21 protein-coding genes, 1 tRNA gene and 2 pseudogenes are annotated in these 19,081 nt (G+C 59.2%); 7 read left to right on the top strand and 17 right to left on the bottom strand.

Translation table 11 applies throughout. The annotated features are described in order from the left end of the window. Window positions 1-20: 20 nt before the first annotated feature. Complete coding sequence (locus RGV33_RS24560) at window positions 21-776, bottom strand: 1-acylglycerol-3-phosphate O-acyltransferase (protein WP_322146732.1); 756 nt, start codon at window positions 774-776, stop codon at window positions 21-23. Between the two features lie 215 nt (window positions 777-991). Beyond that, window positions 992-1,681, bottom strand: coding sequence for a crotonase/enoyl-CoA hydratase family protein (locus tag RGV33_RS24555; protein ID WP_322146730.1), 690 nt, complete (start codon window positions 1,679-1,681; stop codon window positions 992-994). A 333-nt stretch (window positions 1,682-2,014) separates the two neighbouring features. On the opposite strand from RGV33_RS24555, the gene RGV33_RS24550 reads away from it, so the two are divergent. The 3 genes from RGV33_RS24550 to RGV33_RS24540 all read left to right on the top strand — a co-directional run bounded on the left by RGV33_RS24550 (window position 2,015) and on the right by RGV33_RS24540 (window position 2,911). After that, a tRNA-Ser gene (locus tag RGV33_RS24550) sits at window positions 2,015-2,104 on the top strand. A 111-nt stretch (window positions 2,105-2,215) separates the two neighbouring features. Continuing rightward, entirely contained in the window at window positions 2,216-2,389 is a 174-nt protein-coding gene (locus RGV33_RS24545; protein ID WP_322146728.1) for a DUF4160 domain-containing protein, read from the top strand. 63 nt (window positions 2,390-2,452) lie between these two features. Next, complete coding sequence (locus RGV33_RS24540; protein ID WP_322146726.1) at window positions 2,453-2,911, top strand: DUF2442 domain-containing protein; 459 nt, start codon at window positions 2,453-2,455, stop codon at window positions 2,909-2,911. Window positions 2,912-3,179: 268 nt separating this feature from the next. Here RGV33_RS24540 and RGV33_RS24535 read toward each other — a convergent pair whose 3' ends face one another. The 7 genes and pseudogenes from RGV33_RS24535 to RGV33_RS24505 all read right to left on the bottom strand — a co-directional run bounded on the left by RGV33_RS24535 (window position 3,180) and on the right by RGV33_RS24505 (window position 7,273). Continuing rightward, complete coding sequence (locus RGV33_RS24535; protein ID WP_322146724.1) at window positions 3,180-3,533, bottom strand: gamma-glutamylcyclotransferase family protein; 354 nt, start codon at window positions 3,531-3,533, stop codon at window positions 3,180-3,182. Between the two features lie 17 nt (window positions 3,534-3,550). Beyond that, a pseudogene (locus tag RGV33_RS24530) lies at window positions 3,551-4,158 on the bottom strand (M24 family metallopeptidase). Between the two features lie 212 nt (window positions 4,159-4,370). Next, window positions 4,371-5,030: a hypothetical protein gene (locus RGV33_RS24525; RefSeq protein ID WP_322146722.1), complete on the bottom strand. Its 660-nt coding sequence runs from the start codon at window positions 5,028-5,030 to the stop codon at window positions 4,371-4,373. Beyond that, complete coding sequence (locus RGV33_RS24520; protein ID WP_322146720.1) at window positions 5,015-5,593, bottom strand: DUF4337 domain-containing protein; 579 nt, start codon at window positions 5,591-5,593, stop codon at window positions 5,015-5,017. The genes RGV33_RS24525 and RGV33_RS24520 overlap by 16 nt, the downstream gene beginning before the upstream one ends. Window positions 5,594-5,647: 54 nt before the next feature. Further along, window positions 5,648-5,989: pseudogene (locus RGV33_RS24515) on the bottom strand (LysR substrate-binding domain-containing protein); the annotation flags it as partial. Window positions 5,990-5,995: 6 nt separating this feature from the next. Continuing rightward, on the bottom strand, window positions 5,996-6,352 hold the full coding sequence (locus tag RGV33_RS24510; protein WP_322146718.1) for a DUF2784 domain-containing protein: 357 nt from the start codon (window positions 6,350-6,352) through the stop codon (window positions 5,996-5,998). A gap of 24 nt (window positions 6,353-6,376) precedes the next feature. Beyond that, entirely contained in the window at window positions 6,377-7,273 is an 897-nt protein-coding gene (locus tag RGV33_RS24505; protein WP_322146716.1) for a LysR family transcriptional regulator, read from the bottom strand. Between the two features lie 97 nt (window positions 7,274-7,370). Here RGV33_RS24505 and RGV33_RS24500 point away from each other — a divergent pair, with 97 nt between their 5' ends. Continuing rightward, window positions 7,371-8,219, top strand: coding sequence for an oxidoreductase (locus tag RGV33_RS24500; protein WP_322146714.1), 849 nt, complete (start codon window positions 7,371-7,373; stop codon window positions 8,217-8,219). A 3-nt stretch (window positions 8,220-8,222) separates the two neighbouring features. Here RGV33_RS24500 and RGV33_RS24495 read toward each other — a convergent pair whose 3' ends face one another. The 6 genes from RGV33_RS24495 to RGV33_RS24470 all read right to left on the bottom strand — a co-directional run bounded on the left by RGV33_RS24495 (window position 8,223) and on the right by RGV33_RS24470 (window position 13,988). After that, window positions 8,223-8,549: a helix-turn-helix domain-containing protein gene (locus RGV33_RS24495; RefSeq protein ID WP_177043006.1), complete on the bottom strand. Its 327-nt coding sequence runs from the start codon at window positions 8,547-8,549 to the stop codon at window positions 8,223-8,225. Beyond that, window positions 8,530-8,784, bottom strand: a complete 255-nt coding sequence (locus RGV33_RS24490; protein WP_322146712.1) for a type II toxin-antitoxin system RelE/ParE family toxin — start codon at window positions 8,782-8,784, stop codon at window positions 8,530-8,532. The genes RGV33_RS24495 and RGV33_RS24490 overlap by 20 nt, the downstream gene beginning before the upstream one ends. A 136-nt stretch (window positions 8,785-8,920) precedes the next feature. Then, a complete protein-coding gene (locus RGV33_RS24485) occupies window positions 8,921-9,703 on the bottom strand; it encodes an energy transducer TonB (protein ID WP_322146710.1) in 783 nt (260 codons plus the stop codon). 1 nt (window position 9,704) lies between these two features. After that, a complete protein-coding gene (locus tag RGV33_RS24480) occupies window positions 9,705-12,437 on the bottom strand; it encodes a TonB-dependent receptor (protein WP_322146708.1) in 2,733 nt (910 codons plus the stop codon). A gap of 95 nt (window positions 12,438-12,532) precedes the next feature. After that, a complete protein-coding gene (locus RGV33_RS24475; RefSeq protein WP_322146707.1) occupies window positions 12,533-13,468 on the bottom strand; it encodes a FecR family protein in 936 nt (311 codons plus the stop codon). After that, the gene (locus tag RGV33_RS24470) at window positions 13,461-13,988 is read right to left on the bottom strand and encodes a sigma-70 family RNA polymerase sigma factor (RefSeq protein ID WP_322146705.1); all 528 of its coding nucleotides are present in this window, start codon (window positions 13,986-13,988) and stop codon (window positions 13,461-13,463) included. The genes RGV33_RS24475 and RGV33_RS24470 overlap by 8 nt, the downstream gene beginning before the upstream one ends. 155 nt (window positions 13,989-14,143) lie before the next feature. On the opposite strand from RGV33_RS24470, the gene RGV33_RS24465 reads away from it, so the two are divergent. Next, on the top strand, window positions 14,144-14,830 hold the full coding sequence (locus RGV33_RS24465; RefSeq protein WP_322146703.1) for an HAD-IA family hydrolase: 687 nt from the start codon (window positions 14,144-14,146) through the stop codon (window positions 14,828-14,830). A gap of 208 nt (window positions 14,831-15,038) precedes the next feature. Here RGV33_RS24465 and RGV33_RS24460 read toward each other — a convergent pair whose 3' ends face one another. Both RGV33_RS24460 and RGV33_RS24455 read right to left on the bottom strand, forming a co-directional pair. After that, window positions 15,039-15,422 carry a YbaN family protein gene (locus tag RGV33_RS24460; protein ID WP_017477429.1) on the bottom strand — a complete coding sequence of 128 codons (384 nt, stop codon included), beginning with the start codon at window positions 15,420-15,422 and terminating at the stop codon, window positions 15,039-15,041. 20 nt (window positions 15,423-15,442) lie between these two features. Next, window positions 15,443-16,030 carry a YecA family protein gene (locus RGV33_RS24455; RefSeq protein WP_017477430.1) on the bottom strand — a complete coding sequence of 196 codons (588 nt, stop codon included), beginning with the start codon at window positions 16,028-16,030 and terminating at the stop codon, window positions 15,443-15,445. Window positions 16,031-16,362: 332 nt separating this feature from the next. Between RGV33_RS24455 and recQ the strand changes: the two genes are divergently transcribed. Further along, a complete protein-coding gene (recQ, locus tag RGV33_RS24450; RefSeq protein WP_322146701.1) occupies window positions 16,363-18,489 on the top strand; it encodes a DNA helicase RecQ in 2,127 nt (708 codons plus the stop codon). A gap of 121 nt (window positions 18,490-18,610) precedes the next feature. Further along, window positions 18,611-19,045 carry a MarR family transcriptional regulator gene (locus tag RGV33_RS24445; RefSeq protein WP_322146699.1) on the top strand — a complete coding sequence of 145 codons (435 nt, stop codon included), beginning with the start codon at window positions 18,611-18,613 and terminating at the stop codon, window positions 19,043-19,045. Window positions 19,046-19,081 lie beyond the last annotated feature (36 nt).

Raw genomic sequence — 19,081 nt, 5'->3', positions numbered from 1 at the left:
CCAGAATGAACGCGTAATCGTTAACGTCCTTCGCGAGCAAGCTCGCTTTTACAGGGGGCGATTTCCAACTCTCGGTCCATTGCTTCAATACAATCTTTCATTTGCTCGCGGCAGGTCTGCATTAACAGCGGCATGTCATCCATCGTCAGCCCCTTCGTAGGAATCGGCGGCAACGAGCGAATCAGAATGTCGCCACTGTTCCAGCTGTTGAGCTTCATGTGCTTCACATACGTGCTGACACACACCTGCACAATCGGCACGCCCGCGGCGATCGCCATCTGGAACGCGCCTTTCTTGAACGGCAGCAACGTTTCGCCGAAGTTACGCGTGCCTTCCGCAAACACCCAGATCGACGTGTCCTTATGCTGCAAGGTGTGTGTGGTGGTGAGCATCGAGCGCCGCGCCTTATGTGCGTTGCCCCGGTCAATCAACACATTGCCCGCCAGCCAGAACAACTGGCCGAACAACGGCACCCATTTCAGGCTCTTCTTGCCGATACACACCGTGCGGTACGGCACCACGGTGCCGAACACAAACAGGTCATAGTTGGACTGATGGTTGGCAATGATCACGCAACTGCTGGGCTTGTTGCGCAGCGAGTCAACCTCAGCCCTTACCCGCAGGCGCAGCAGCCACATCGCCGGCACGGCATACAGGCGCGCGCAGTAACGGCTGTTGTCCGGGTTAAACGGCCGGCAGACCCCCAGCAGCACGCCCAGCACGCCGGCGATCATAAAATGCAGGCCCATCAACAACATGCGTAACAAAAAAAGCATCGACACAGCCCATCGGGACAAAAGGTGGCGCAGTGTACGGATGTGCACTGTATTCGGCAATTGCCCCTATAGAGTCGGGAGATAGGCGATGTTTAAGCGCATGTTTCAACATGCGGTGACAGATACTGTTTAGAGCGGTTGTAGGCAATCTGGAATTCTTTGTAAGAAAAAGCCCGACTCAAGGTCGGGCTTCGATTCAGCAGGTGCGGGTTTGATTAACCCATATGCCCCTGGTCCTGAATGATCGCGTCATCCAGCGCTTCCAGCAGCGCCTTACGCACCTTCAGCTTGGTGTGCTTGTGGGCGTTCATATTGATCTTCTTCAACTGGCGAGCCGCCTCCAGCGCGGCAGCCTGCAACTCCTCCGGCGCGACCACCTTATCCAGGAACCCGGCGCCCAATGCGTCCTGCGGGTTAAACATCTCGGCATTGATCACCGACCGGTGAAATGCCGACTTGCGCAGGCGATCGCGCGCCAGCTCGATCCCGGCGTGGTGCATGGTCATGCCGATCATCACTTCATTCAGGCCAATGCTGAACGGCCCGTCGACCCCAATCCGGTAATCCGCCGACAACAACAGGAACGCACCCTTGGCGACTGCGTGCCCCGGGCAAGCGACGATCACCGGGAACGGGTGCGACAACAGGCGGCGGGCGAGGGTCGAGCCCGACGTCACCAGGCTCACTGCTTCTTTAGGGCCAGCGGTCATCACCTTCAAATCATAGCCACCGGACAAAATCCCTGGCGTGCCCGTGATGATCACCACCGCCCGATCCTTCTCGGCCTGGTCCAGCGCTTCATTAAACGCACTGACCACTGCCGGCGAAATGGCATTCACCTTGCCGTTGCTCAGGGTCAGGGTCGCGATACCGTCTTCGAGGTGGTAGGCAATCAACTCACTCATGACGCGATTCCTTGTAATGCTTGTAATAGAAGGACAGACGGCAGACGTTACCCACCGCGCCCGCCCTGGTAAAGCGCCGTGACTGACTACCCAGTCAGACTTTTCCCGCATGCCCACCCGCAGGCAGCCTTCGGCAGGGCGCAGCAGCTACTATAGACAAGCGCCGTGTGTGCCCGAGAATGGCAGAATCGCCGTGGTGTGCATGGCGCCGCAGAGGGCTGGAACGGCATAACCGCCTAAGCGCATGAAAATTCTGAAAAAAACCTTTGCCATCGGAAAAGCTTTCGACTACATTAGCGCGCCTCGACAGACTGAATCAGTTTGACGAGATACGGTGAAGTGTCCGAGTGGCTTAAGGAGCACGCCTGGAAAGTGTGTATACAAGAAATTGTATCGAGAGTTCGAATCTCTCCTTCACCGCCAAATTCGATGTAAACAAAACCCCTGGTTTCGAGAGAAGTCAGGGGTTTTGTGGTTTCTAGGGTTTGAATACAGGGTTGTGCTAGAGAAATATTTTCTCTAGCATCTGTTCCCATGGCTACCCTTCACAGTGAACGAAACTGGAAAATAAAAATCTATCCCGACGACCACGCGCCGCCGCACTTTCACGTGCAAACGCCAGACGGAGAGTCGTTGGTTCAGATAGAAGGGCTGGTGGTTCTCGGCAAAGGTGCCGAAACCAAGGCCTTGAAAGCTGCCCTGCTTTGAGCAAGAGTCCATACCACTGATCTTTGGCGCGTATGGAATGAACAAAACCGGAGGAACTGACTTATGACCAGCAAGCTTCGCATCTCTGCTGTGCAACCAGTTGCCGGCAAGCATGCCATCGAAATTGAGTGGAACAACGGCAAGCGGCATACCGTTGATCTCACTGATCACATAAATACCTTTCCGGTTCTAAAACCGCTTCAGGACTTGTCTCTATTTGGTCGGGTTGAAGTCGGTGAGTGGGGCTTTGACGTGACTTGGGGCAATGACCTTGAGTTGTCCGCCGTCACCTTACATCGTTTGGCACTGGAGCAGTCCGGCGAGGTCATGCTGACGCAGGACTTCAGAAAGTGGATGCTCAACAACAACCTGTCGCTCTCCGCCGCGGCTGTAGAGCTGGGCTTCACCCGTAGGACTATTACTTCCTACAGCAGCGGGGGCGCTCTGATTCCCAAGCATGTAGGGTTGGCGTGCAAGGGGTGGGAATACGAGCATAAGGCTCGTGGCACGCGTTGCGTTTAGGTGGGTAATGTTCGCAAAAAAGGGATGACTGAGAGGTCGTCCCTTTTTCGTTTTTGCGGGATCAAGCCAATGGGTTCAGGAATACTGAGCAGCCGTCACCTGGAAAACTGGTTCGCCGAGTTTTAGTTTTCAGATTTGTCTTCGAGTCGCCAAACTCGGTCGCCATGAGGGCGACCGAGGGACTATCGGCTTGGCATCATCAAGCGGGGGAGTGCACACCTTCCGATTGATCTGTAGGAAATCACTCCGGTTGACGAGCTGCACCCTCTCAAGCCTGCACATACACCCAAGCCGTCAACCCTGAAGCCAGCCCCACCGAAACCCGCTTGTAGTCCGACACTTCATACGCATCCGCCGCCGCCAGCTCCTTCTCGGTAATCTGAAACACCATCCCCTCAACGGTGTCTTCATTGCGCCCGCTCGGAGCAACGATCGGATGATGGGTCTTGCCACTGGCCGCCAACACCTCAGGGTCGGTAATTTCTACCCAGCTTTTTGAATACCCCAGCATCGCATCCTGCTGGCCCACCAACTCCCGCCCAAAGTTGGCCAACTGCACAGCCTTGTCCTGCAACGTGCCGTAGGAAAACAACAGCACGGGAAATTCGGTCGAGCGTTCCATCTTTATTCCTTGAAAAGTTAAGCCAACAAATCTTCGTAAAACGCACCATAAGCTCCGCTCGGGTGCGCAATTTGTATCTCCAGGATCCACAGCCCTTCATTCGGATACTGGTCAAAATCCCCAAGATCGCCGCCACGATAAATCGCATGCGGGAAATCGCTCACGCGGTGCCCTTTGATGTCCAGGTTCAACACCCAGCCCATTTCCTTCGCTTGCTCTTCGGCAAAACGATACAGCTCCAGACCGACGACTTTGTCGTTCTTCCAGCGCTGTTCAACCCTGTCAAACAACGCTTTCGCCGCGCTCGCGCACGCGGCCATCTCGGGGTCGTTGCCGGTGCTGAACGTCGCCCCGGCGTCACCTTCATGGCCTTGCCACACGGCACCCATGTCGATGAAGTAGATGTCGTTTTCCCCCAGCACCGGGTCGCCGTCGGAGCGCTCCTTGAAAGTTTTGAGGGTGTTGGCGCCAAAGCGCACCAGCAGGGGGTGCCAGATGCGCTGCATGTCGAGGTCGGCGAGGACTTTTTGCCGAGTTCGCGGGCTTCGGATTCGAGCATGCCGGGGCGGATGAGTTTGGACAGTGCTTCGATGGCACGCCAGGTCATGGCCTGGGCATAGCGCATTGAGTCGATGCTGTAGGCGACGCCCACAGCTTCCTTGGATGATTGTGCGGTCACCGGCTTTTCCTCGGCTGTATAGTGTCAGGCGTTATGCGTTTTACTATATAGCGAGTGGATGTAGGACCCCAAGCGGATATGCCGGAATATGCCGATGTTTTCTGACGCGAGGGGTCTGGTGAATATGAGTGAGTCTAGGAGGAGGGGGTACCAGATGGTCAGTAGAAGATTCCCGCAAGATTGCCTTTTTCTACGAATTCACGCGGCTCGCGTAAAATTTGCTCCAGAATTGAGAGTCTTGAGCTGCCTTCTTCGCGTAGAAGGGTACCGACGCGTAGGCCTCTTTTAAGCGTCGCGAGCCCTGCGCCCGCCTTTCGGCTTCCTGGATGCTCAAAGCTCCACTTTGCCAGATTTCCATCCAGAAGCTGTCGGCCCGCAGTGTCTCGGAAGGTTTTGTTTGCGAAGTCGTAATAGGCATTTCGTACCTCCGGCACGTAGAAGGTCAGGGATTCATAGGTCGTTTTGGTCATACGCTGGATATTGCCAAGCGTGTCACCGTCAACCCAGTTCAGCGACGGAATGCCCAGTTGTTCATCACCGTCAATTTGCCGCAGATGGCGTCGGACATGGTCGGTTGTTTTGTGTTTGAGGGCGGATGAAAGCATTGCATCGGTTCTGCGGCGCGTTGCTATGTCCGATAGCCCGTCCGGGTCACCGATAAACTTGCGCTTTGTATTGGCTGCGAAGGCTCCCACAGCGGCGTATATACCGTTACCACCTCTGCCTGGCTCAACCCAACTTACATCAATCCAAACCTTTTTTGGCTTCACCATGCTTTCGAAGGGCGATGAAAATCCAGCTCTCAAATATGCAACCACGCCATCCCGCCCAACACCACACTCACACCACCGGCGGTATACGCCATGCGTTTCAACCACTCCTTCCTTGTCAGCAACGTAATCGCCGCCAACGAAATCGCGATCTGAATCGCGGTCATCGCCTGCGCCCAGCGGTGATGTTGGTGCAGCGCCTGCTCTGACTGTTCATCCCATTCTTTCGATGTGGCTTCGAGCTTTTCGGCCTGTTTGCGCACGTCTTCCTTCTGGGTTTTATAACGCTCGATCTCGTCGGTGTAGTGCTTGGCGTCGACGCCTGGGATATGCGTGGCCAGTTCCGCGAGGTTCTGCCGGCTGGATTTGGCCTGGTAGTAGTTCCACTGGTTGGCAGCTTCGGTCTTGAAGATGGCGGCGTTGTTTTTGTCCATCGCCGCTTCGCTTTCAGTAGAGCCTGCCTGATAGCTGAGCATGGCGCCGACGGTGGCCATGATGGCGGTCATTACGGCGATGCGGCTGGCGAAATTGTCCCCGCGGCCGTGGGCATGTTCGGTGGTGTGTTCGACGTGTTTTTCGTGGGGGCTGGGGACTTCGAAGGCTTCGGACATGGGGGCGTCTATGAAGGGATTGAGGGACTCTGATTCTTCACCAGCGAAGCTGTCTCAATCCTGTACGTAATGCTGCAAACCGGCCACCAGGGCATCAAAGGTGACGCGGCAGCGTGGGCTGTTGCGCAGGTCTTCGTGCATGGTGATCCAGGTGTCCATTTGCAGTGCAAATGCGTGCAGGCCGACTTCGATCACGCCGATACGCTTTGCCAGCAGTTGTTCCTGGCTGGGTCGGACCATTCGCACGGCGATGTCGGCTTCCAGTTGCAGCAGATCGAGCAGGCGGTTATTCGGCACCAGTTCGACCTTGAGGTGCGGATGCTGCCGGCGCAGGCGGGTGATGATCTGCGGCAGCACTTTAACGCCGATCACTTCGCTGGCAGATACGCGCACCACGCAAGCCTAGCGGCGCTTGATCAACCGCACATACACCGCGATGTTGATCAGCAGCACCAGCGCGCCCAGCGCCAACTGAATCTGCGGCGTCAGCCCGGCCGGGTAAATCAGAGCCAGGATGTAATGCTCGATAAAACCACCGCCATAACCATCCTGCCCGGCCAAATGGCGAAACAGATTTTCCCAACGCGTCAGCGGGCAGGGCAGGTGGAACACTTCAACGGCGACGCCCCAGGCGGCAGCAGGCAGATGCAGCCACATCACCGGCCGCCATTTGAGGGCGAGCAAACCGCCAAACAGCACGAACAGAATAAACGTCAAATGAAACAGCACCAGGCCGTCGGCGGCGAAACGGTAGAGCATGATGGGGTTCGCTTTTTGAAGGGATCAGGTCCCGAATTCTTCTTTCAGGAACTCGATAAACACCCGTAGTTTCTTCGGCGTGTTCGTACGGTTGAAGTAATACAAATACAGCGCGCTGTGGGCAATCCAGTCGTCCAGTACCTCCACCAACTCACCGCGTTGCAGGTACTGCTCGACGCTGGAGCGCGCCACATAGGCAAAGCCGAACCCGTCCAGTGCGGCTCGTACCATCAACTCAATGTCATTGGTTGCCAGGCGGCCCTTTACCGTCACCCGCATCTGTTTGCCGGCTTTTTCAAAGTCCCAGCGGTGCAGCGAGCCGGTCTGCGCACTGCGGTAGTTGACGCACTCATGCTCCAGCAAATCGTGGGGATGGGTGGGCAGTTTGCGCCCCTTCAAATACTCCGGCGTGGCGACGATGACGAAGCGCAACTGCGTCGCCACCGGCACCACCACCATGTCTTCGGCCAGCACGTGGTCGTAGCGGATGCCCGCGTCAAAACCCTGGGCGACGATGTCCACCAGGCTGTTGTCCACGGCCACTTCCAGGTTGATGCCCGGGTATTTGCGCAGGAAACGCTGGAGCAACGGTTGCAGGACCATTCGGCTGGCGGTGGAGGGAATGTTCAGGCGCAAGGTGCCCGAGGCGTCGACCGTGGCCGCTGCTACGCTGTGCAGGCTGGTTTGCAGTTCTTCCAACAGCGGCGCGATCTTCTCGATCAACTGCTCGCCGGCCTCGGTCACGCTGACGCTGCGGGTGGTGCGGTTGAGCAGTTGCACGCCCAGCTGTTTCTCCAGGGCGCGCACGCGATGGCTCACCGTTGACACCGAGAGGCTGCTGGCGTCGGCCGCCTGGGTAAAGCTTTTCGAGCGGGCGACCTGCAAAAACAGGCGTAATTGCTGGAAATCGGGCGTGTCCATTGTGTGGTATTTCCGAAAGGGGCTTGCGGATTATGCATCTTTTTAGCAAGAACGGCGGCGCGCATACTTTTCCTACACACACGAGGATTGGCCCTTTATGACGACTTCCACCGCAAAACCCGTCTGGTTCATCACGGGCTGCTCCACCGGTTTCGGCCGCCAGTTGGCGTTGCACACCCTGAGCCTTGGCTACCCGACCGTGGTGACCGCGCGTAATCCGCAACAGGTGCAGGACATCGTCGCCGGTCACGAAGACAACGCCCTGGTCCTGACGCTGGACGTTACCGACCAGGCCCAGGTCGAGGCGGCTGTCAAAGCGGCTGAAGCGCGTTTCGGCCATATCGACGTACTGGTCAACAACGCCGGCGTTGGCTACTTCGGCTCCTTCGAAGAAAGCGATCTGGATGATGTGCGCAACATGTTCGAAATCAACGTATGGGGCCTGAGCGCCATGACCCGTGCGGCCTTGCCCGGCATGCGTGCTCGGCGCTCCGGCAGCATCGTGAACATCTCCTCGGTGGGTGGCGTGGCGGCATTCCCGTCGTTGAGTTTCTACAATGCGACCAAGTTTGCGGTGGAGGGCCTTTCCGAGGCGCTGTCCCAGGAAGTCGCGCCGTTGGGCATCAAGGTATTGCTGGTCGAGCCGGGTCCGTTCCGCACCGACTGGGCCGGGCGTTCGGCCAACGAGGCGGCTCACGGGATTGCCGACTACAAGGAAACGGCGGTGGCCCGGGCCAACATGGTCCGCAACTACAGCGGCAAGCAGCCGGGTGACCCGGTGCGCGCGGCGATTGCCATCGTCAAGGCCGTGGAGGCGGAGCAGCCGCCATTGCGCCTGTTGTTGGGCAAGGCTGCGTTGACCTTTGCGCGGACCAAGGTGAAGGCGTTGAGTGCGGATTTTGATGCGTGGGCTGAAGTAACTGAGGGGGCGGATTTTCCTGAGTAAGCCTTATAGTTCCAACTGATCTGCGTTGATGCCGAATGCCTTTGCAATCTTTTCCCGTGTCGCCCTACGAGGTTTGTTGACCGCCTCCTGCTGGGCATACGCCGGTTGGGAAATGCCAAGGCGTTTGGCTACTTCCTCTTGTGTCAGGTTGAGGTGCTCGCGCCAGGCCCGGATGGGCGTGGCACCCTCTACGATACGGCTGACGACCGCATGTGGAATGAGATCTTGGTGGTTCTGTTGAGCCAAGTATTGCTCATAAGGGATCACCACAAAGGCAGGGTTCCCCTCGAGGTCGTTAATGATTTGTATGTCAGTAGGTACGTTCGTCACGTTTCTTTACCTCTTGAATGCTGATCACATGGATTTTCCCGTCCCAGTCGAAAAGTACTCGATAGTTGCCTGCGCGCAATCGATAACCCTTGCTGTAGTTCACCAGCGCTTTGACGTTGGCGACATCAGGCATGTATTCGAGAGCAGACACTGCATCGCGAACTTGCCTTTGATGGTGTGAATGCAAGCGTAATAACTGCTTCACTGCTTTACGGGTCCAAAGGATTGAGTTCATCAGAGATTAATAAGTCTTTTATAAGTCTTGCAAGAGGTATTTTAACCAGCGGATGAGCTGCAGGTTACGTGTCTCTACAAACCCTAGACCGCTGCTTCAAACCGCAGCTTTTAAAACTGTTGCGTTGCATGACGACTTATTTGGCAAACACCACCGGCACTGTAAACCGCAGCTTGCTGCCCTCCGGCGGGCGCGGTACCGGGGAGGCCCGGCTGATCATGTCCAGCGTCGCGGCGTCCAGCTCGGCAAAACCTGCCGAGCGAACCACGCTCGTGCTCAACACTTTCCCGTTGCTGTCAATTTCAAACCGCAGATACGCCACGCCCCGGTCGCCACGGTCACGCGCGTTTTGCGGGTAACGTTTGAATCGCTCCAGATGCGCCAGCAATTGCGCTTCCCATTGCAGCTTCAGCGCCGGGTCGGCATTGCCACGAGACGACTGGTTTGCCGCCGTGGTGTCAGCGGTTTGCGCATCGAGCTTGGGTGGGGCGGTAGTGGCCGACGGCGCCGGTTGTTCCTCGTGTTTCTCTGGCGCTGCTTCAAAATCCCGAGCGTGTTCCGGCGCCGATGAATAGCTGCCTTGGGCCGTGTCCTTGAGAGGCGATGTGGCCTGCTTGGCCGGGCTCGGTTTCTTTGCCGGTATGACCTTTTTCACCACTTCTTTCGGCGGTTTTTCCGACGGCGTATTCAGCTGTTTCTGCACCACTTTGTCCGGCGCGACTTGCAGGTCATCCTCCACGGCTTGCGCCACGGGCGCGGCGGCCAGTTCGATGATCATGGCTGCCGGCGCGGCCTCGGCCACCGACACCGTGGGCGAGTAAAGCAGCCACGCGGTGATGCCCGCGTAGCTGCCCAGGGTGATCAGTGTTGCCACGCTCCACAACGTTTTGCGGGGCGGGTTCAGGTAGTCGTGGGTCATGTCAGAACTTTACCGTCAGCCCCGTACGCAATGTTCGCCCCGGTGCGGGCATAAAGCTCTGTGCCAGTGGGTCGAGGTAGTACACGTTGGTGAGGTTTTGTACCGAGAAATCCAGTTGGGTGCCTTTGACAATTTCATAGCTGGCGAACAGGTCGAAGATCGCGGATTTGCGGTAGTACATCTGGTTGGTGGTGATGCCGTCGTTCCAGGGTTTGTTGAGCTTGGCGGTGGGCGCGCTGTTGTAGACCATGCGCCCGCCCAGCACCAGACTATTGTCGAACCAGCGGCTGCCCAGGGTGGTGTTGATCGAATATTTGGGTGGGTTCTGGGTGTTGGTGTAGGAGCCCGGGAAGCCGCCGTCGACGCAGTTGGGGGTGTTGGGGTCATCCTCTTCGCGAAGCTTTTTCGCGATGTCCGGGGCGCAGGTCTTGGCGTTCAGGTAGTAGGTGGCGGAGACGTCGGTGAATACCCGGCCCATGTCGTAGCTGGTTTGCACCTCGATGCCCTTGACCGTGAAGCTGTCGACGTTCTGCAGGTTGCCGGCAAAGATGTCGGTGTAGTCACGGGTGATGTAGTTTTCGATCTTGTTGTTGAAGTAGGCGAGTTTGGCGGCGGCGGTATCGCCTTCCACCAGCAGGCCGTTTTTCAGGGTGCTGGCGCCGAACTCCCAGTTTTTGCTGCGCTCGGGCTTGAGGTGGTCGCCAGGCACGGCAGCGGTGAACAAGCCCAGGGTGGACTCGAACAGGCTCGGCATGCGCACGCCCTGGTTGTAGTTGAGGTAGATGAAGCTGTTGTCGGTGACGTTCAGCTTGGCCCCGAATGACGGCGCAAAGGCATGATCGTCCCGTTCGATAGGGGCGGCATAGGTGTAGCTGGTGGGGTTGCGGTCCGCATCGAAGGTGGCCGCCTTGGCCTTGCGGTTGTGGTCCTTGCTGCTGAATTCGCTGTAGCGGCCACCGGCGGTGATGGTCAGGGCCGTGACCGGTTTCCATTCCAGGGAGCTCACCAGGCTGCCTTCCTGGCGCTCGCCGCTGCGGATGAAGCGGTTTTTTTCCAGGTCCGATTGCAACACCGGTGAGTTGTCATCGGGGCCGAGGTTTTCTTCCTGGTAGGAGCCGCCATAGGACCAGGCTAACTTGCCCGCCCGGGTGTCGAAGCGCGAGGTGTTGTTCAGGTCCACGCCCCAGCGCTTGTCTTTGGTGCGGTTACGCAAAGCGTCCTGGTAGGTTTCACCGAGCGGGTCGGCGTCATCGTCATGGCCATACAGCGGAGTCACCGTGACCAGGCCGTTGAACGCTTCGCTTTGGGCCTTGGTGGTCCAGGCGTTGGCACTGAAATCAATCAACGGGTTGTCTTCGGGCTTGAAGGTATAACGCGCGGTGTAGGCGTTGATGCGCATGGTGCCGGGCTGCCATTGCGGTACGCTGCCGGAGGTGTTGCGGATCACCTGCGAGGGCATCACCTCGCCATATTCGCCATCGGTGTAGCGGTAGGTCAGTTCCAGCGCCTGGTCTGGGGATGGCTTGATGATGGTCTTCAGCAGCACCGATTCGGTGTCGCTGGAGGTGTTGAACACTTCGCTGTCTGGCTTGAAGAACTTGGCCGCGCTGTTGGCTTCCTGGGTGACATAAATGTACTTGCGGGTTTTTGGGTCGTACCGGCGCACCTGCTGAAACACTTGATAGCCCTTGAAGCCCTTTTTGCCAGCGTAGTAGTTGCCGTTCGCACGTTGGGAATAGGCGGCAACAAAATCCACGACGTCACTGGTGCTGGCGAACGCGACGCTGCCGGAATGCGAGTCAGGATCGGTCAGCCCGTTACTGCCATGGTGGGGCGTGGATTTGTATTCGGTGGGTCGCTCGACGCTGTTACTCGAGATGTCGCCCTTGAGGCGTAAGCCGTAAGTTTCGCCGTCCTTGAGAATGTCTTTGGGTTGCAGGGTTTTCATCTTGACCATGCCGCCAATCGCACCGGCTGCGTCGGCACCCATGCTTGGGCCCTTGTCGACGGTAATGGAGCTGATCAGGTCCGGGTCGATGTAGCTGCGTTGCTGCATGCCGCTGTAGCCCCGGTAGGCATCAATTGCCTGCTGGCTGCCGTCGACGGTCACCGGCACCCGGCTTTGGCCCTGGATGCCACGGATATTGACGTCGAGGGCGCCACCGTTGCGACTGTCACCGGTTTGCACGCCGGGCACGCCCTTGAGGATGTCGGCGGGGGAGGAGCCGCGAAAGCGGTTGATGGTTTCGCCGGAGATGTACACGCTGGAGCCGGCCTTGGTGTAGACCTGCGCTGCGTCGCCGATCAAACGACTGGTCTCGCCGCCCTTGATGGTGACGGGGCCGAGCATTTCCGATTCGTCGAGGTCGCCTGGAGCTGCGGTGGCCTGGCTGCGACGGCTGAGGATCAGGCTGCGCTGGCCGTCGATTTTCCAGCTGACCTGCGCCTCGCCCAGCAGCCGTTGCAGGGCTTGCTCCTGGGTGAAGTTGCCACGCAATGCCTGGGCTTGCAGGCCGTCCACCAGCCCGGCTTCCAGCCCCAGTTGCAGGTTGGCCTGGCGTGCGAAAGCGCCCAGCGCAGTCGTCAGCGGTTGGGCGGGAATGTCAAAGAAACGGGTGGCCTGATCACCGGGCGCCATCGCAGGCTCTGCCGCCACTGCCTGGGTTGGCTGAAATATCGCGCTGTTGATGGCTACGCACAAGATTGCCAGTGCGGCAGGTGATCGGTAACCCATGGTTCATCGCCTTGGTGTTTGGTATTGCGAGTCATTCGCAATACAAGGAGCTACAAAGACGTACACCTCGGGCGTTTTTTTCAGCGCCACTGCAATTATTTTTCAGCAGTGGGTTTTTTGCTGCCAATCACCGTGAGCAATGCGGAGTACTGGCGCACTTCGCCACCGATCGGCGCGACCAGCGCTTGCAAGGCTCGCTGGGTGTCGCGCATGTCGTAGAGTCCGGTGACGCGTTTGTTTGCCAGGGCCGGATCCTGGATCACGATCCAGCCGGGTTGATAGCGGTCCAGTTGCTCCACCACCTGCGCCACGCTGGCGTTTTCAAAGAACTGTGAGCCGTTGACCCATCCGGCAACTTCGGTTGGTGTTACCGCGGACTGCGTGCCGAGGCCGCTTTGGCGGTCGATCCACACGCGTTGCCCGGCAGCCAAGCGGTACTGGCCATTGACGCCTACGGTGCCGTCGCGAACTTCCACACTGAGGCCACTGCTGCGGCGGGCGACGTCGAAGGCGGTGCCGAGTACGCGGATCACAGCGTCTTCGCTGCGTACTTCAAAGGGCTTCCTGGCGTCGTGGACTACCTCGAAAAACACCTCGCCCTGCACCAGCATGACCTCGCGCTGACGGTCGTTGAAGCTCACGTTGACCGCGCTTTGCGGCGCCAGGGTCAAGCGGCTGCCATCGCTGAGGATGACTTCCCGGGTTTGTGCGGTGCTGGTGCTGTAGTCGGCGCGCCAGCCCGGGCTCAATACCAGGGCCGCGCACACGGCCATTGCGCTGACACACGCGGCGGCGAGAAGAGGCAGGCGCGTGCGTCGCGGCCAGTGGCGTTTCGTCGTGGCCGGTTGCTTGCCCACGGTGTCCCACACGCGATTGACCCGGGCCCAGGCCTCGAAATGCTCATCGTCACTGTGCAGCCAGCGGTCGAAATCTTCGAAGCGTTCGGGATGGGTTTGCAGGTCCAGCAGCCACTGGCCGGCGTCTTCCAGGCTCTGTGCCGAGACGTACCGAGGCAGGTGAGCGTCATGCATATGGGCGTTCCTTACTGTGCTCGATGTGAGTGGCGACACTGGAGGCCAGGTGAACGATGGCGTCCTTGACCAGGCGATGGGCGGTAGAAAGCGAGATATTGAGATGATCGGCGGTTTGCTGCAACGTGAAGCCGCCCAGGCGATGCATCTCCACGGCCACGCGCATTTGCTCGGGCAAACCCGCCAGGGCGGCCGCGATACGACTGGCGTCATCCCCGTGGACCACCCGCTGCTCTGGCGACAGTTCCCCGCCCGGGCGCATCCACTGGGGCGGCATTTGCTGCTGGCGTTTTTCCGTGGCCTGGCGGCGCACTGCGTCCAGTGCCAGGTTGCGCACGATGCGGTACAGGTACGCCACCGGTTGTTCCACGGCGTCATCGCCGCTGGCGCAGAAGCGCAAAAACGCGTCCTGCACCACGTCTTCGGCGCGCGCACGCTCGCCCACCACAACCTTGGCGTAGTTGATCAGTGCGGGGCGGTGGTCGAGGTAGAGTTGCAGCCTGGCGGCATTGTCAGTCACAGCGAAACTCAAAAGGAGATCAGAGCCTGGAAGCGCCGCGACGTTAAGTCAATTGAGAGTAATTATCAACACCGGCCTTTAACGGTTGCTTGCAGCGTAGGCGGGCCGTTATTGTGCTGAATCCTTTTAGTCCTTTTGCCCACGGATCTGTAGTGATGAATGCACCGCGTACCGCTGTCCCGATCAAGGCTGTTATTTTCGATATGGACGGGTTGTTGCTGGATACAGAAGGCATCTACACCGAAGTCACGCAGATCATCGCCGAACGCTACGGCCGCACCTATGACTGGGGGATCAAGCAGCACATCATTGGGCGTGGCGCCCAGGACCTGGCCGACTACGTGGTCAAGGCGCTGGACCTGCCGATTACCCCCGCAGAATTTTTGGTGATCCGCGAGCCGCTGATGAGCGAGCGTTTCCCCAAGGCCCTGGGTATGCCGGGCGCTGAAGCGCTGGTGCGGCACTTGAAGGCGCATAACATTCCGATTGCCGTAGGCACCAGTTCGTCGCGCAACTCGTTTGGCCACAAGACCACGTTGCACCGTGAGTGGTTTGGGTTGTTCGACACCATCGTCACGGCAGATGACCCGGAAGTAGGGGCGGCAAAGCCTGCTCCGGATATCTTCCTCACGGCGGCGCGCCGTTTGGGTGTGGCGCCGCAAGACTGCCTGGTGTTTGAGGATTCGCCGTTTGGCGTGACCGCGGCCAAAGCTGCGCACATGACCGCGATTGCCGTGCCGGATGAGGCGATGGCGGACAGCAAGTATCACCATGCCGACCAGATTATTCGCAAGTTGGCGGATTTTGATCTGGCGGCGTATGGCTTGCCGCCGATGCGCTAAACACCCTCTGGCAAGACTGTCTGGTGAGTGGCTTTTGTGGCGAGGGAGCTTGCTCCCGCTGGGCTGCGCAGCGGCCCCAAAAAAGCGGGAGCGCTGCGCACTCCAGCGGGAGCAAGCTCCCTCGCCACAGCAAGCTCCCTCGCCACAGCAAGCCCGCTCGCCACAGCAAGCTCCCTGGTCACAGGTCATTGCTCGTCTTGAGCGTGCTTCAACGCTTGGCCAATGTCTTCTGCCGCAAAATATACACCGTCACCAACACCGCACTGGTCAGCATGAACCCGCGCGCCCAAATCAGCGGCACCAGGTAGCAGGAAAACCCGATACTCACCCACATCAACCCAATGGCATACACCTTGCCCTTGAGCGGAATCCCGTTGCCATCCAGATAGTCACGGATCCACGGCCCCAGGCGCGGGTGTTCCACCAGCCATTGGTAGAAGCGCGGGGAGCTACGGGCAAAGCAGGCGGCAGCCAGCAGAAGGAAGGGCGTGGTGGGCAGCACCGGCAGGAAAATGCCGATCACCCCGAGCGCCACGCTCAACCAGCCGATGGCCAGCAGAACGTAACGCGTGATCACAGAGCGGTTGCCCATGGGCGCCACGGGCAACGGTCTTAGTGGTGGCGAGGCTTGAGGATCGCCGGCTTTTCGTCAGGTGCGTTGCACAGCAGGTACAGGGCGGTCAGCGCTTCCGGGATCTGCACGATCATGTCGTCCATCAGGTTGGCGTCGGAGGCGATGTCGGAGAATTCAGGTTGTTCGTCGAACAGCCCCGAACCGACCATGATCGGCAGCAGCATTTCGCTGACTTCTTCTTCAGCCGTTTCGAACCAGGCCTCTTCACGCAGGAACACGCCTTCCATGAAGCCGATGCACCAGCCGCGCAGTTCGGAGTCGTCCGGGTCTTCGCCCAGGTCCAGGTCGCAAGGCAGTTCGAACTCTTCATCGGAAGCCAGTTGGCGGCCAATGTGAGCCTTGAGGGCCAGCAGGGTGGATTCGATTTCTTCGCGCTGGGCGGCATCACTGTAGTGAGGCTCTTCGGAGAAGAGGGCGTCGATCCATTCACGGTCGGGCACGACGTCAGAGCAGATCGACAGCGCGGTCAGATAGCCGTGGGCGGCCACGTAGTCCAGCGCCTCGTCGTGCAGCTCATCGGCATCGAGGAAGGCTTGCAGGCGGGTTAGTTGCTCAGCGAAGGACATTGACGGGCTACCTTGGGAATAAACGATGGGCAATTCTAGGCTTTCTTGAGCGCCCAGGCCAGCCGCAGCACAGATTCTGTGGGCGCGGGCTTGCTCGCGAAGGGATCAAATGGGTCTATCTGGCGCAATGCAACCTCAGCATCTCCCGTCCCGGCTATATCCTCAACGGCACCCTTTGCCGGGTGACGCTCGGGTATACTGCCGCGTTTTGTGATGCCCCTACAGGCCAGGCGCCCGTCGCGGGAAAAGTTCGCTTACGGATTAATTTCCACTCAAGCGCGCTTTTTCGACCAGCCTGTACAGAGGGATTTCGGCGATATTTGGAGTTTTTCATGCTCGAGCAGGCTCAACGCGTCCTCAAGGACATCTTCGGCTACGACAGTTTTCGTGGCCGCCAGGGTGCGATCATTGAGCGCGTGGCCAATGGCGGTGACGCCCTGGTGTTGATGCCTACCGGCGGCGGCAAGTCGCTGTGTTTCCAGGTGCCGGCACTTTTGCGTGAAGGGCTGGCGGTGGTGGTGTCACCGTTGATCGCCTTGATGGACGATCAGGTGGCTACCCTCGAAGAGCTCGGCGTGGCTGCCGCGGCTCTGAACTCCACCCTCAGCGCCGAACAGCAGCGTGACCTCGCCGCCCGCATCAAGCGCGGCGAAGTGAAGATGCTTTACCTCGCCCCCGAGCGCCTGGTGCAACCGCGCATGCTGGCGTTCCTGCAGAGCCTGGAAATCGCCCTGTTCGCCATCGACGAAGCCCACTGTGTGTCCCAGTGGGGCCACGATTTCCGCCGCGAATACCTGCAACTGGGCCAACTGGCCGAACTGTTTCCCAACGTCCCGCGCATTGCCCTGACGGCCACCGCCGACAAACGCACCCGCGAAGAAATCGTCGAGCGCCTGCACCTGCAAAACGCCGAGCGTTTTCTCTCCAGCTTCGACCGCCCCAATATTTTTTACCGCATCGTGCCCAAGGAACAGCCGCGCAAGCAGTTGCTGGCGTTCCTCTCCGACCGGCGCAGCGACGCCGGCATCGTCTATTGCCTGTCGCGCAAGAAGGTCGACGAAGTCGCCGCATTCCTCAGTGAGCAAGGTTACCCGGCGCTGCCGTACCACGCCGGCCTGCCCAATGAAACGCGGTCTCACCATCAGAAGCGCTTCCTCAACGAGGAAGGCCTGATCATGGTCGCTACCATCGCGTTCGGCATGGGCATCGACAAATCCAACGTGCGCTTCGTGGCCCACATGGACCTGCCAAAATCCCTCGAGGCGTACTACCAGGAAACCGGACGTGCCGGCCGTGACGGCCTGCCCGCGGATGCCTGGATGGTCTATGGCCTGCAAGACGTGGTGATGCTCAAGCAGATGCTGCAAAACTCCGAAGGTGACGAGCGGCACAAGCGCCTGGAACAGCACAAGCTCGACGCCATGCTGTCGCTGTGCGAAGAAACCCGCTGCCGTCGCCAGACCTTGCTCGCGTACTTCGACGAAGACATGCCCCAGCCCTGCGGCCACTGCGACAGCTGCGTCGACGGCGTGCAGACCTGGGATGCCACCGAGCCGGCACGCCAGGCCTTGTCGGCGATCTACCGCACCGGCCAGCGCTATGGCGTGGGCCATCTGGTAGATGTGCTGCTGGGCAAGGACAACGAAAAGATCCGCAGCTTCGGCCACCAAAAACTCTCGGTCTATGGTGTGGGCAAGGACCGCGCTGAAGGCGAGTGGCGCTCGCTGTTCCGGCAAATGGTCGCCCGTGGCCTGGTAGACATCGACCTCGAAGGCTATGGCGGCCTGCGCCTGAACGACAGTTGCCGGCCGCTGCTCAAGGGCGAAGTCAGCCTGGAGCTGCGCCGCGACCTTAAGCCGCAAACCACCGCCAAGAGCAGCACCAGCCAGGCCAGCCAACTGGTGCGCTTCGAAGAGCGCGAACAGTGGGAAGCCTTGCGCGCGCTGCGCAAAAAGCTCGCACAGGAACACAGCGTGCCGCCTTACGTCATTTTCCCTGACTCAACTTTGCTGGAGATGCTCCGCGAGCACCCCACCACCCTGGGCGAAATGGCCAGGGTCAGCGGTGTCGGCGCGCGCAAGCTGGAGCGTTATGGCCAGGCATTCCTCGAAGTGCTCGGTGGCCAGGTCGAGGCACCGAAAGAGGTCGCCGACATCCGCCACGAGCTGATCAGCCTGGCCCGGGCCGGCATGACGCCGATCCAGATCGCCGGGCAGTTGCAGTGCTCGGAAAAGAACGTCTACACACTGCTCGCCGAGTCCATCGGCAAGCAGCAGCTGTCGTTGGAGCAGGCGCTTGATTTGCCGGAGGATTTGCTCGGTGAAATCCAGGATGCCTTCCTCGATGGAGAAGGCGAGTTGCCACCTGTTTCCGAGATTTCGCCGCTGTTTACCGGCCGTGTCCCCGAGGGCGTTTTGTACTGTGTGAGGGCCGCGTTGCAGTCCGAATTCGAGATTTGATGCCGCAGTTAGGCCAATGTAACGAAACAGTACATACCAGGTCTTGCCTACTGGCATGGGTCATGATTAGCTGGCTAATAATTAGCCACACTTTATTTTCAGTCTAACCCATGAGTTTTTTATGCCGTTAACCGATCAACACCGTTTTGGCATGCAGTTGGCACAGATGTCCCGAGGTTGGCGTGCCGAGCTGGATCGTCGCCTGGCAGGCCTGGGTTTGTCCCAGGCACGCTGGCTGGTGCTGCTGCATCTGGCGCGTTTTACCGAGCCGCCGACCCAGCGTGAGCTGGCGCAAAGCGTCGGGGTAGAAGGGCCCACGTTGGCGCGGTTGCTCGACAGCCTGGAAGGCCAGGGTTTGGTGCAACGCCAGGCCGTGGTGGAAGATCGCCGCGCCAAGCGCATCGTGCTGTGCGACACCGCGAAGCCGTTGATCGAACAGATTGAAACCATCGCCACGGCCTTGCGCCATGAGCTGTTTGTGGGTGTTGAAGAAGAGGATCTGGGGGTGTGCATGCGGGTTCATGAGCACATCCTCGCAAACCTCGAGAAGTCCTGATTTCCGATGCGCCGGAGATAAAACGTGTGGGAGCGG

The sequence above is a fragment of the Pseudomonas sp. Bout1 genome (genome assembly GCF_034314165.1).
Classification (GTDB): domain Bacteria; phylum Pseudomonadota; class Gammaproteobacteria; order Pseudomonadales; family Pseudomonadaceae; genus Aquipseudomonas.
This window is presented reverse-complemented; position numbering and strand designations above follow the sequence as displayed.